Origin of the sequence: Mongoliimonas terrestris (assembly GCF_001927285.1) — a bacterium.
In the GTDB taxonomy this organism is placed as follows: domain Bacteria; phylum Pseudomonadota; class Alphaproteobacteria; order Rhizobiales; family Pleomorphomonadaceae; genus Chthonobacter; species Chthonobacter terrestris.
This window is the reverse complement of record NZ_MSIG01000005.1, coordinates 165,207-178,184: the sequence shown is the minus strand read 5'-3', so window position 1 is coordinate 178,184 and position 12,978 is coordinate 165,207. Positions and strand designations below refer to the sequence as shown.

Below are 12,978 nucleotides of genomic sequence, written 5' to 3'. Positions count from 1 at the left end.
CAGCCGCGATCCGATCCTGCCATTCATAGCGCTTCGCCGAGGCGCGGTGAACCGGCCGGGCGAGGCGAAGGGTGCACACGCCAGCGCGGTCAGGACCGCCACGAGCCTTTCTTCTTGAGATTGAGAACGAAACCGATGACCTCGGCGACGGCCTTGTAGTGCTGTTCGGGGACGAGATCGTCGATCTCGACGGTGGCGTAGAGGGCGCGGGCGAGCGGCGGGTTCTCCACCACCTGCACCTGGTTGGCGTTGGCCACCTCCCGGATCTTCAGGGCCACCTGGTCGGTGCCCTTGGCGACGCAGACCGGCGCCTGCATGCCCTCCTCGTACTTGAGAGCGACGGCATAGTGGGTCGGGTTGGTGATCACCACCGTGGCGGTCGGCACCGCGGCCATCATGCGCCGGCGCGACCGCTCCTGGCGGATCTGGCGGATCTTTGCCTTCACGGCCGGGTCGCCTTCGGTCTGCTTGTACTCCTCCTTCATCTCCTGCACGGACATGCGCTGCTTCTGCATCCAGCGATGGCGCGACCAGGCGAAGTCGCCGATGGCAATGAAGAAGACGATCGCCAGCATGGCGGCCAGCATGGCGACCGCCTCGGTCTGGGCGAAGCCGAGAAAGCCGGCGAGGTCCATGGTGACCATGCCGGCGAGGCGTTGGCGCTCGGGCCAGAGGATCCACAGCATGACGGCGCCGACGAGGGAGAGCTTCAAGAGGCCCTTCACGAAGTTGGCGATCGTCTCCGGCGAGAACAGGCGCTTGAGCCCGGCGAGCGGCGACACCTTGGAGAAGCGCGGCTGCAGGCTCTTGGTGGAAAAGACCAGCCGGTGCTGGATCATGTGGCCAGCCGCGCCCGAGACCATCATGAGGAGCACAGGCGCGGCGATCGCAAGGCCCACAGCGCCCGCGACCGAGAGGAACAGGCGGCGGAGGCCCCCGCCGTCCATGGCGATGTCGCCGGCGTGTTCGATGAGACCGCGAAGGGTCGGCGTCAGGCCGCCGACCGTGCCGTTGGCGAGGCTCCAGACGATCATGGTGACGGCCGCTAGGGTGAAGAAGGTGACCACCTCCGTGCTCTTGGCGACGTCGCCCTCCTCCAGCGCCTTGTCGAGTTTTCGCTGGGTTGGTTCTTCTGTCTTATCGCCGTCATCCCCCTCGGCCATCGGCGCGCTCCCTCACGGACCGATGAAGCGCATGAGGACGGTGCGCACATGCTCGACGTAGGCCGTCGTCATGGCGCCGACCAGGAGCGCGAAGAGGATGAGCCCGACGCCGATCGACACCGGCAGGGCGAGGAAGAAGACCTGGAGCTGCGGCATCAGCTTCTGCAAGACGCCGAGGCCGAGGTTGAAGACGAGGCCGAACAGCATGAAGGGTGCGGCGATCTGGATGCCGACCTTGAAGGCCTCCGCGACCGCCATGAGGGCGGCGTCGCGGAAGTCCTCGATCGGCAGGTAGGAGCCCGGCGGGAACATGCGGTAGCTGTCGGCGATGCCGGCGATGGCCAGGTGGTGGAGGTCGGTGACGAAGACGAGGGTGAGGCCGGTGACGGAGAGGAAGCCGCCGATCACCGCGCCCTGCTGGCCCATGGTGGGATCCACCGTCTGGGCGAAGCTGAGGCCGATGTTGGCCGCCACCGTGGTGCCGGCGACCTGGGCGACCGAGAGCGCGAGGCGCGCAACGAGACCAAGCGCAACGCCGGTGAGCACCTCGGTGATGAGCGCGAAGATCAGCGCCGGCGTGTCGTTCTGCAGGCCCTGAGGCAGCGTGGTGGAGACGATCGGGAAGAAGAGGAGCGTCATCGCCAGGGCGAGAGACAGACGGTAGCGGCTTGGAATCGCCTGCTCGCCGAGGGACGGCATCAGCATCACGAGTGCGCCGAGGCGGGCGAACAGAAGCAGGAACAGGACCGTCACCTCGGGAAGGATGGTGATGGTCATCTCATCCCGCCACGATCCGCTCGGAGATGCGCGTCATGAACCCGTTGAGGGCGTCCGACATGAAGGGCAAGGCGAGGATCAGCACCACGAAGATGGCGAGGATCTTCGGCACGAAGGCGAGCGTCATCTCCTGGATCTGCGTCAGCGCCTGGAAGAGCGCCACGGTCAGACCGATGACGAGGCCGACCACCATGGTCGGCGCGGCGATCTCCACCGTCACCCAGATGGCGTCGCGGGCGATGTCGAGGGCGTCGGCTCCGGTCATGGGCGCACGGAATTCCTGAAGCGATGGCCCGAAACCGTCGGGCGGGACTGAACGAGCGACGAGACACAGGCCGGAGACAGGGATCAGATCGGCATCCGCATGATTTCCTCGTAGGCGGCGATCACCTTGTCGCGCACGGACACCATGGTCTCCAAGGCGAGTTCGGTCTCCGACACGGCGGTCACCACGTCGATGACGTCCGCCTTGCCGGCCATCAGGTCGCGCTGCAGGGCCTCGGACGCGTTGCCCTGCTCCACCATCGACTTGACCTGGTCCTGCACCAGTCCGGCGAAGCTGGAGGGGTCGGCGCCGGCGATGCCGCCACCGCCGCGGAGAGACTGCACGTCGGGGCCTCGATTCGCCAGACGAGCCATGGCTCCGTAGGCATTCGTGGCGTTCAGCGGGGTGGTGATGGCCACGGAGGGCACTCCAGGTCGGACGGAAGGAGGGAGAACAGGTCGGTAGCCGCGGCGGCGTCAGTCGGGCGGGACGTCGCCAGCGGCGGCGTCAGCCGCGCAGGATATCGATTGTCTTCTGCAGCATGGACCGGGTTGCGGTGACCACGTTGAGGTTGGCCTCGTAGGTCCGCTGCGCCTCGCGCATGTCCACGCTCTCGATGAGGGTGGAGACGTTCGGGTAGCGCACCATGCCTTTGGCGTCTGCGGCCGGGTGGCCGGGCTCGTAGCGGCTGTCGAAGTCGCTGCGGTCCGGTTCGATGCGGCCGAGCTTCACGACCTCCGCGCCGAGGGCCTTGTCGAAGGACGTGGTCACGGTCGGCACCTTGCGCCGATAGGGATCCTCGTTCGGCGTGCGGGCGGCGCTGTCCGCGTTGGCGAGATTCTCCGCGATGATGCGCATGCGGCCGGACTGCACCTTCAGGCCCGCCGCCGACACCATGAGGGTCTTGAGAAAATCCATGATCCGTCCTCAGCGCTTGCCGATGGCGGTCTTCAGGATGCCGACGCTGCGCTGGTAGAGCGACGTCGCCATCTGAAAATCCATCTGGTTCTCGGCGATCTTCATCATCTGCTCTTCAAGGACGACCGCGTTGCCGTCGGGGGTCACCTCGTAGCCGGCGACCGTCTCGTCCTTGAACCGACCGGTGGAGAGGACCCGCCCCGGCAGATGGCCGGCATTGGTCAACGCCGGACGCACCGGCGTCGCCGAACCGGTCGGCCCACCGGTCGCGGCGATGCGGAAAAAGTCGGGTGCTTTCAGGTCCTTGCCGCGATGGCCGGGGGTCGTCGAATGGGCGACGTTGTCGGCCAGCACCGTCTGGCGCTGCTCGTGGAACTTCAGCTTTTCGCGGATGGCCCGCATGACCGTGAGGTCGGAAATTGCCATGGACAGAACGCTCCCGTGCACCCACTCGGCATCCGCCTTCGGACCGCCCTCAGGCATTGGTCGGACAAGGACAGATGTTTCACTAGGCATATTCTGCCGACTGCATGGTTAACGGGGCGTTAATGCTGTTCTTGAGCGGACTGGCAGAAGGCCGTATCCCGTAGTATTGCCGTAGCCAGGACGGAGGACGTGCCCCGGACGGCCTTCGGCACTGAACGGGGGGTCGGCAAACATTTCCTGACAGTTTACTATCTTTGTATACGTCTAGGATTCGCTGACGCCCCGGGGTGCACCCGCCGCTGCACAGGAATCGACAAGAGAGCGAAATGCAGGATCAGCTCGTTGAGTGGTTTGGATCGACCGGAGGCGGAAGGGCGCTGATCATCGCCCTTGTCGTTCTCGTCGTTCTCGTTTGTTGGCTCGTCCTTCCGCGCATGTGGAACGCGATGGTCGGCGGTTCGGGCCTCAGGTCCATCCGCAACCGGCAGCCACGGCTTGCCGTGATGGACGTGGCCGCCGTCGACAACCGCCGCCGTCTCGTGCTGATCCGGCGCGACAACGTCGAACATCTGATCCTCATCGGCGGCCCGTCCGACGTGGTGGTGGAACAGACGATCATCAAGGGCGTGCCGGTGGGCACCACCGCCGGCCGGGTGCCGCGACCGCCGCAGACCTTCGACGTGCCGCCGTCGGTCAGCGAACGGGCCGGCGATCGCGCCGACGACGAGCGTCCGGCCCCGGAGCGCCCCGCCGACCGACGCGGCACGCGCTCGTCCGAGGCGGTGAGCGAGGCGGCGGCCACGGTCCGCGCCCTGCGCCCCTCGTCCGAGCCCGCGCCAGCGCCCGCACCGGCGGTGGCCGAGGCCAAGCCGGCAGACGCCCGCCGGCCGATGGCCCGCCCGGCATCCCCGCTGCAGTCTGCCCCGTCGCACCCGGCACCGGTGGCGACCGCCACTTCCCAGCCGGCGGTGTCGCCGGCACCGCTCGCGGCGTCCGCCTCCGCGATGGCGCAGACGGCCTTGTCGCCGGCACCGGTTCCCCCGCCGACCGCGGCGGTCCCTGCCCCGGTCGCCGCGCCGGCCATGACCGACGTGCCCGCGGCGCCCGCGAAGCCCTACGTGCCGCCCGCCCCGAGCCGGCCGGCGGCCCGCCAGGAGCCGATCGCCACGCCGCCGATCGTCGCCGAACCGGCCGTCGTCGCCCCGGACATCCGTGAGCCCGCGCCATCGAGTGCCGCGCCCAAGGAGCCGGCGGTTCCCTTCGACGACCTTGCCGCGCGGCTCGACGAGGCGCTTCGCCTCGACATCGAGCAGCCCCGGGCGCCCGCACCGGCCCGTGCCCCGGTTGCGCCGGTCGCCACCAGCTACCCGCGGCCGACCCGCGGCCCGGCGGCCGTGCCCGGCGCGGTCGGATCCGCTCCGGTCGGGTCGGCTCCCATGACGCCCGCGCCGGTTCCGCCGGTCGTGACCGCACCGCCGGTCGTGGCCGCGCCGCCGATCGCGGCGGCCGAACCGGTCGCCGACCTGCCCGAGCCGGTGGATCCGGAACCGCCGGCGCCCCGCTCGCCGCTGGCTTCGGCGAGCACCTGGTTCCGTCCGCGCTCCAATCCGTCGCCCGCCACACCGCGCCTGGAGCCGACGCGCCTGGAGCCGGCCGGAGAGCCCGCGCCGGAGCGTCCGGCCGCCAGTTCCGGACCCGAGCGGGTCCGCCTGGAGCCGGAAGCGCTCGGGCTGAAGCCGGTGGCCGACAAGCCGGCCGGCGAGCCGGATTTCCCGCGCGTCGAGCCGGACTCCCTCGCCCGCACCGACGGCCCGGTGGCCGCCGTGCTGCCGGCCGTGGAAGCACCGCCGGTGCGCGCCGACATCGGCTCCACGCTCGCGGACGACCTCGCCCGGATCCTGGTTGAGGAGCCGAACGCGGGCAGCCGCCGGCCGGAGCCGACCATCAATTTCGCCGAGGAGCTGGCCGAGCCGGCGCCCGACGCGGCACCACCGGTCGTGGTGGACAAGCCGGCCCAGAAGGAGACCGCCCGGGCGGACGACTTCACGTCGCTGGAGGACGAGATGGCTCGCCTCCTCGACGAACTGGCCGGCGACAGCAACCGCTCGTCCCGGTCCTGATCGAGGTCGGGACCGGGCGACGCAGGGCTCCGGGCCGCGTGCCCGGGGCGCTTTTGACGTAGGGAATCCGGCAGCGTTGCGTTGATGCCGTCGAGGGCGAGGCCGCCCCCGGCGCCTTGGGCGTTCGGCGGATCGGAGCTCGCGGATCTTCAGACCCGCGTGGGGCGACGCGCCGAGGTGAGGACCATGGCAATCGTGTGGGGGACGGCGCGCTGGCGGCGGCGCGCGCTCGGAACGGCGGTGGCGCTTGCCGTCCTGACGGTGCCGACCAGCGCCCAGGACATCTCCATCGCGCTCGGCGAGGGCACAACGCTCACCGAGCGGGCGGTGCAGCTGATCGGCCTCATCACGGTCCTCAGCCTCGCCCCGTCCATCCTGGTGATGATGACGTCCTTCACCCGGATTGTCGTCGTCCTGTCGCTGCTGCGCACGGCCATCGGCCTGCAGTCGGCGCCGCCGAACGCGGTGATGATCTCGCTCGCGCTCTTCCTCACCGCCTTCATCATGCAGCCGACGTTCGAGGCTGCCTACGAAGACGGCATCCAGCCGGTGATCGAGGGCACGATCGAACTCGACCAGGGGATCGAGCGGGCGGTGGCGCCCTTCCACGTCTTCATGCGCACCCAGGTGCGCGAGGAGGACGTGGCGCTGTTCCTGGACCTCGCCAACCAGGAGGCGCCGGCGACCGCCGAGGAGCTGAGCCTTCGGATCCTCATCCCGGCCTTCATGATCTCCGAGCTCCGGCGCGCCTTCGAGATCGGCTTCCTGATCTATCTGCCCTTCGTGATCATCGACATGGTGGTGTCGTCCATCCTGATGGCCATGGGCATGATGATGATGCCGCCCGCGGTGGTCTCCCTCCCCTTCAAGCTGATCTTCTTCGTGCTGGTGGACGGCTGGGCGCTGCTCGCCGGCAGTCTGGTGCGATCCTTCGGGCTTTCTTGAAAACTTAAGGATCTTGTCATGCGACTGTCATGACGGGCGTTGATTGAGGTGCTTCCCAAGCTTGTCCGTAGCCCAAGGGGAAGACCCATGACATCGACGATCCGGCTCGGCGCCCTCGCCGCCGCCCTTCTCTCCACCACGGTCCTTTCGGCCCCCGCGGCGGAGATGTTCAACCGCGTCGCGTCTCTGCCCTCCTCGGCCAACGCGCCGGAGCCGGGCAAGGAGTCGGTGGCCGAGATCATCAGCGCGACCGAAGACGGCATGATGCTCGTCTACACCGACAGCCCCCAGGGCGGCATCGGCATGGTGGACATCGCCGATCCGGCGGCGCCGAAGGCGGCCGGCTTCGTGGCGCTCGGCGGCGAGCCGACCTCGGTGAAGGTGATCGGCGGCAAGGCTCTGGTCGGCGTGAACACCTCCGCGTCCTTCACCGAGCCGGGCGGAAACCTCACGGTCGTCGACATCGCCACGAAGGCGGTCGAAAGCAGCTGCGACCTCGGCGGTCAGCCCGACAGCGTGGCGATCTCCAAGGACGGCGCCTTCGTCGCCGTCGCCATCGAGAACGAGCGGAACGAGGAGGTCAACGACGCCGCCATTCCGCAGCTTCCGGCGGGCTACCTCGCCATCCTCGGCATCGCGAACGGCGTGCCCGTCTGCGACAGCCTGAAGAAGGTGGACCTCACCGGCCTCGCTGCGGTCGCGCCGGAGGACCCGGAGCCGGAGTTCGTCGCGATCAACGACGCGAACGAGGTGCTGGTCACTCTCCAGGAAAACAATCACCTCGCCATCGTGGACCTTGCCACCGGAACGGTGAAGGCGCACTTCTCGGCCGGCACCGTGTCGCTGGACAAGATCGACACCGAGAAGAACGGCGCGATCGAGCTGACCGGCTCGATGACCGACGTCCCGCGCGAACCGGACGGCGCGATCTGGCTCGACAACGACCGTTTCGTCACCGCCAACGAGGGCGACTGGAAGGGCGGCACCCGCGGCTTCACCATCTTCAATCGCGACGGGTCGGTGGCCTACGACAGCGGCGCCACGCTGGAGCACGCCATGGTGGCGCTCGGCCACTACAACGACAAGCGCAACAAGAAGGGCGTGGAGATCGAGGCCGTCGACGCCGCCACCTACGGCAGCGACAAGCTGATCTTCGTCGCCTCCGAGCGCGCGTCCCTGGTGGCGGTCTACCGCGACACCGGCGCCGAGCCGGAACTCCTGCAGATGCTGCCGTCGGGCATCGGCCCGGAAGGCACGTTGCCGATCCCGTCCCGCAACCTCTTCGTCACCGCCAACGAGGGCGACCTCATCGAGGACGGCGGCGTGCGCGCCCACGTGATGATCTACGCCCGCGGCGAGGGCGAGGCCGTCTACCCGACCATCGCGTCGGCCACCAAGGACGGCATGCCGATCCCGTTCGGCGCCCTCTCGGGCCTGACGGCGGACCGCGCCGAGGCCGGCAAGCTCTACGCGGTTACGGACTCGATCTTCTCCGGCGCCCCGCGCATCCTCACCATCGACGCCACCAAGAAGCCGGCGCTGATCACCGACGCCGTCACCGTCACCCGTGACGGCAAGGCCGGCGAGAAGCTCGACTTCGAGGGCATCGCCGCCCGTGCCGACGGCAGCTTCTGGGTCGCCTCCGAAGGCCATGTGAAGAACGAACTGAAGAACCTCCTCCTCAAGGTCGGTGCCGACGGCGCCATCCAGGAGGAGATCGAGCTGCCGGCCGAGATCACCGCCGGCATGTCCTCCAACGGCCTGGAAGGCGTCACCGTCGTCGGCGAAGGCGACGCGGAGACCGTGTGGCTCGCCGTGCAGCGCGAGTGGAAGAGCGATCCGAAGGGCATGGTCATGCTCCTCGCCTACACCCCGGCCACCAAGGCCTGGGGCGTCGTCCACTACCCGCTCGAGGCGGCCGAGGGCGAAGGCGTGTGGGTGGGTCTCTCCGAGATCACCGCCGTCGGCGACAAGCTGGTGCTGATCGAGCGCGACAACCAGATCGGCGCGGCGGCCAAGCTGAAGGCGCTGACCGAGGTGTCGCTCGCCGGCGTCACCCCGGCCGCCATCGGCGCCGCCGAGATCCCGGTGGTGAAGAAGACCATGGTCCGCGACCTGATCCCCGACCTGGCCCAGTTCAACGGCTATGTGGTCGACAAGGTGGAAGGCTTCGCGGTCGATGCCAACGGTGAGGCCTACGTGGTGACCGACAACGACGGTACCGACGACTCCTCCGGCGAGACCTACTTCATGAAGCTCGGCAAGGACATCGCGGCCAAGTAACCGGCCCGATCGGCTGACGGATGGCGGCGCGGATCCTTCGGGTCCGTGCCGTTTCCTTTTTCCGGGCCGCTCCCGCTTCGGGGTGCGCTCAGCCGGCGGCGAGGGGGCGCGGCGCCGGCTCGATCACCGGGTCGAGGTTGGACACGGGGGCGGCCGGCCCCAGCGCGTCCGGCGCGGGGATGGACGGCGAGAGCGCGGGCGGCTCAGGCGTCTCGATCAGGATCGGTCGCGCGTCCTCGTCGCCCCGGATGTAGCGTTCCCGGTAGTCCTCCAGGAAGCCGTTGACCGTGTCCTCGGCGGCGATCCGGAGCACGATGTCGTTGAAGGCGTTGCCGGTGCCCTCCACCGGATTGGTGATGACGCGGAAGGCGCCGTCGTTCGGGGTGTCGGCCATCTTGGGCGCGAATTTGGAGCGCAGCCGGTCGATGCTGAGCTGGTCCTCGGCGAGCGCATAGGCGATGCCGGCGCGCATCACGTCGAGCTGCTCGCGCGCGCTGAAGGGCGTCGCCTCCGACCAGCGGCCGGCGACCAGCCGTTCGAACGACTCGCCGGCGTCCTGGTAGCGGCCGGCGGCCCACAGGATCTCGGCCTTGAGGCGCTGGATCTCGCCGCCGTTGAGCGGCTTCAGGAGTTCCAGGGCGAGATCCGGCTTGCCGGTGTCGGCGAGCGCCTTCGCCTCCACCAGCCGGCGCTGGCGCTCGATCGCGACCGGCAATTCCGCCTGCCGGCTGCGGCTCAAGGTGAGGAGCGCCCGGTCGGGCCGGTTGTCGAGGAGGTAGATGAGGGCGAGGTCGGCGGCGACCTTGGCCTTGGCGGCGCCGCGCAGACGGTTGTCCACCTGATAGGTGAGGAGTTCGGCCGCCTGCGGCAGGAGGTCGACGGAGACCAGCCGGTCGGCGAGCTTGCGGACCATCTCGTCGCCGCGCTTGCCGGTGGGCGTCAGTTCGCGGAAATCGTAGTAGAGCGCCAGCGCGTCGATCGGCGGCATCTCCTTGGCCTTGCCGTCGAGGAAGAGCGCCGAGAAGGCGGATTGCATCTCTTCTTCCATCAGGCGGGTGATCTCCGAGCCCGGGCCGATCTCGTTGGCGATGCGCATCAGTTCGAACGCGCGCCGATAGTCGTCGCGCTCCACCGACAGCTGGGCGAGCGTACGCAGGGTGCGGAGCTCGATGTCGTCGCCGCGCCAGGAGACGGCGAGTTGCTCCAGACGATCGGCCGCCTGGTCGGGCGTGATCAAGCCCTCCCGGCGCTGCAGGTTGACGAGCCGGTACGTGGCCTCCGCCTCGACCGGGCCGGTGGACGACTGGACGGCCTTCGACAGGAGGTCGATGGCGTCGGTGATGTGGCCGGTGGCGTCGGACGCGCGGGCGTTGAGGAGGTCGATGGTGGCAAGGTCGTTCTTGGTGAGGTAGGTCGGGTCGAGCTGCGTCATCAGGCTGCGCGCCCGACCGAAATCGTTGAGCTCGACGGCCGACCCGATCCCGGCGAGGAGGAAGCGGGTCTGGATCGGCTTCGGATAGCTGCCGACCACCGCGTCGCCGCGCGCGTAGGAGCGGCGCGCGCCCGGATGGTCGCCGAGTTCCTCCAGGGCGATCGTCTTCCAGACCGCCGCATCCGGGCTGGTCTCGAACTCCGGTCTGTCGAGGAGTTCAACCGCGTCGGCCGGCCGGTGGGCCATGACCGAACCTGCGGCGCGCAGCATCGCCATCCGCTGGGAGGTGGCCTCGTCGGCGGCGAAGTCGGCGATCAGGTCGAGGACCCCGAGCGCCTCGTAGGCGAGATTGTTGGCGAGCAGGAATTCCGCCATCCGGTACCAACGCGAAACCCGCTCTTCGCGGGTTTTGGATTGGGCGATGCTGGCGTTGAGCTCGTGGCGACCTGTCCAGAAGTCCGCGGGTGTTCGCGCCTCCAGGTCGCCGAAGTCCACGTAGCCGGGCCGGTCGTCCGAGATGGCGCCGACCGCCCGCGGCATCTCGATGATCGAGGCCCGCTGGTTCGGCACCGCGGTGGAGACCGCCAGCCCCTCCGGCCGGTCGATGCTGACCAACGTGTTGCCGGCCGTGACGCGGATGTCGTCCACCTTCGGCACGAAGGCGAGGCCGTGGGCGGAGGAAAGAGCGTCGACCTCCACGAAGCTCTGCGGTTTGATCAGGCCGCGTGCCGGCCCGAGGCCGGTGACGACGATGAGGTCGTCGCCGATCGCCGGATCCTTGAAGGTGCGGATGGAACTCACCCGGCCGAAGGGAATGTCGAGGGCGCTCGCCCCCGTTTCGCGGATGGAGCGCTTCACCGGCAGCGGGCGGCTCGGCTCCATCACCATGTCGCCGATGGTGACGATCCAGTAGGTGCCGTCCGCGTTGAGGGTGGCGAGCATGGGCTCGCCGAGCACGATCCGCAGCGCCCGCGCCCCATCGAGATCGATGAGTTCCACGGACGTGGCGATGCCGGCCAGCGCCTCGCGCAGGGAATCGAGCTCGAGCGGCGCGGGATCCTCCACCACCATCCAGAGCGCGGGACCGCGGGTGAAGAGGGCCGAGCCCACGTTGGTCTTGTAGGGGAAGACCAGGCGTGTGGCCCGACCGATGCGCTTGGCCTCCACCCGGATGGCCGCATCGACGAGCGGCAGCGCGCCGCCCTCCACGGACGTGTCGGAGTCGTTGGCCGAGGGCGAGGCCGCGGCGGGGCCGGACTCCCCAACCTCCGCCTCCGGATCGGCGGCGTGGGCCGTGTCGGCCGAATGGGCAGCATCGGATGAGTGGGCAGTGTCGGCCGTGTCGGCGGCGGGAGCGCGGCGCTCCACCACGAGCGGCAGCTTCGGAGCGACGGGCTTGGACTCGGCGATGGCCTGATCGATCGCGTCGTCCGGCAAGGTGGACGGGTCACGACCGGCCGGCGCCGCGGCTTCGCGGACAGGCGCGGCGGCAGCGTCTTCGACCATCGGCGGAGCGGAATGGTCGCCGGCCCCATGCGCCGGATCTTCGTGCGCGGGAGCGGGGGTCGCCGTCTCCGCGCCGAGGGAGGTCACGCGCTCGCTGCGCGCCGATTCGTCCGGGGTGTCGGCGGAAAGCGCGGCGCGCAGGTTTCGGTCGGCGGGCGCGAGACTCGCCGCATCGATCGGACCCTGGATGTCGACCACGTAGCTGTCGCCGTCCCGGAAGGCGCGCACGTCCGCCACAGGCTGCACGACGAGGCGGAACACCACCCCGTCGCCGCTCTCCGTGTCGGCGGAGATGTCTTCCAGAAAAGGCGGCATGTCGGCCTTCAGCGGGCCGAGGTCAGGTTCCGCCTTCCGGTCGAAGGTCAGCACCACGCTGGTCTCGCCACGGCTGAAGTCGGCCTGGAACGGCAGGTTCCAGTCGAACGAGATGCGGGTGAAGGTGGGGTTGCGGCCGATGCGGATGTCGAGTTCCGGGCGCACGCTGCCGGCGAGCCGCAGGATCTCGGCCTCGCGGGCCAGCTTGGCGGCCTCGTCGGCCTTGCGGGCGAGCTCGGCGATCACCTCGTCGGGCAGACGGGGCGGCGGGCCGGCCCAGTCAGCGGGAAGGAGGTCCAGGAAGAGCTTGGAACCGGCCTCCATGGTGTTGACCTTGATCGCGCGGGCGAGCGCAAGCCGGGCGCCCCGGCCATCGGGATCGTTGCGCGCGATCGTGACATAGCGGCCGAGGACGATCGGGATGCGGCCGACGTCCATCTCCACCTCGGTGTCGAACTCGACGACGAGGACGCCGTTGGTGGAGCGGACCGTGTGCTTGGGCAAAAGGTTGAGCGCCGGGAAGGACACCACGATGCGGCCGTAGCCGCCGCCATCCTCCACCGTCACCTCGGCGCGTTCGGCGGCGGCGGCGGGCGCGATCGCGACGGCGATGAGGCACAGGAACGCCGCAACCGCCCGGACCAGCCGGCGGAGCGCGGCGCCGATGCGCCCGTCACGTTCGTCAACGCACCCAACCATCACTCACCCACGCGCGGACCGACGAAGGGTCCGTCCAAGGGGAGAAACTAATGCGTCGCGCTTAATGTGCTGTTACGCCGTCCTTGCGTTTTCCGCGGCTTATGCCGGTTTTCTGGAGCCGCGGATGAT

10 protein-coding genes are annotated in these 12,978 nt (G+C 69.3%); 3 read left to right on the top strand and 7 right to left on the bottom strand.

Annotated features, from left to right (window positions below; translation table 11 throughout):
- Positions 1-89 precede the first annotated feature (89 nt).
- The 6 genes from flhB to BUQ68_RS09100 all read right to left on the bottom strand — a co-directional run bounded on the left by flhB (position 90) and on the right by BUQ68_RS09100 (position 3,549).
- Positions 90-1,163 carry a flagellar biosynthesis protein FlhB gene (gene flhB / locus BUQ68_RS09125; RefSeq protein ID WP_075215651.1) on the bottom strand — a complete coding sequence of 358 codons (1,074 nt, stop codon included), beginning with the start codon at positions 1,161-1,163 and terminating at the stop codon, positions 90-92.
- Positions 1,164-1,175: 12 nt separating this feature from the next.
- A complete protein-coding gene (gene fliR / locus BUQ68_RS09120) occupies positions 1,176-1,940 on the bottom strand; it encodes a flagellar biosynthetic protein FliR (protein WP_075215650.1) in 765 nt (254 codons plus the stop codon).
- A gap of 1 nt (position 1,941) precedes the next feature.
- A complete protein-coding gene (gene fliQ, locus BUQ68_RS09115) occupies positions 1,942-2,205 on the bottom strand; it encodes a flagellar biosynthesis protein FliQ (RefSeq protein ID WP_075215649.1) in 264 nt (87 codons plus the stop codon).
- 83 nt (positions 2,206-2,288) lie between these two features.
- Positions 2,289-2,618: a flagellar hook-basal body complex protein FliE gene (fliE, locus tag BUQ68_RS09110; protein ID WP_075215827.1), complete on the bottom strand. Its 330-nt coding sequence runs from the start codon at positions 2,616-2,618 to the stop codon at positions 2,289-2,291.
- A 94-nt stretch (positions 2,619-2,712) separates the two neighbouring features.
- Entirely contained in the window at positions 2,713-3,123 is a 411-nt protein-coding gene (flgC, locus tag BUQ68_RS09105) for a flagellar basal body rod protein FlgC (protein ID WP_075215648.1), read from the bottom strand.
- Positions 3,124-3,132: 9 nt separating this feature from the next.
- Positions 3,133-3,549, bottom strand: a complete 417-nt coding sequence (locus tag BUQ68_RS09100) for a flagellar basal body rod protein FlgB (protein ID WP_075215647.1) — start codon at positions 3,547-3,549, stop codon at positions 3,133-3,135.
- A 446-nt stretch (positions 3,550-3,995) separates the two neighbouring features.
- Between BUQ68_RS09100 and BUQ68_RS09095 the strand changes: the two genes are divergently transcribed.
- The 3 genes from BUQ68_RS09095 (at position 3,996) to BUQ68_RS09085 (ending at position 8,897) form a co-directional block, all read left to right on the top strand.
- Positions 3,996-5,669 carry a flagellar biosynthetic protein FliO gene (locus tag BUQ68_RS09095; protein WP_175577771.1) on the top strand — a complete coding sequence of 558 codons (1,674 nt, stop codon included), beginning with the start codon at positions 3,996-3,998 and terminating at the stop codon, positions 5,667-5,669.
- A 186-nt stretch (positions 5,670-5,855) separates the two neighbouring features.
- Positions 5,856-6,614, top strand: a complete 759-nt coding sequence (gene fliP, locus BUQ68_RS09090; protein ID WP_075215645.1) for a flagellar type III secretion system pore protein FliP — start codon at positions 5,856-5,858, stop codon at positions 6,612-6,614.
- An 87-nt stretch (positions 6,615-6,701) separates the two neighbouring features.
- Entirely contained in the window at positions 6,702-8,897 is a 2,196-nt protein-coding gene (locus BUQ68_RS09085; RefSeq protein WP_075215644.1) for an esterase-like activity of phytase family protein, read from the top strand.
- An 88-nt stretch (positions 8,898-8,985) separates the two neighbouring features.
- On the opposite strand, the gene BUQ68_RS09080 is transcribed toward BUQ68_RS09085, so the two are convergent.
- Positions 8,986-12,849, bottom strand: coding sequence for a tetratricopeptide repeat protein (locus BUQ68_RS09080; protein WP_075215643.1), 3,864 nt, complete (start codon positions 12,847-12,849; stop codon positions 8,986-8,988).
- Between the last annotated feature and the right edge of the window lie 129 nt (positions 12,850-12,978).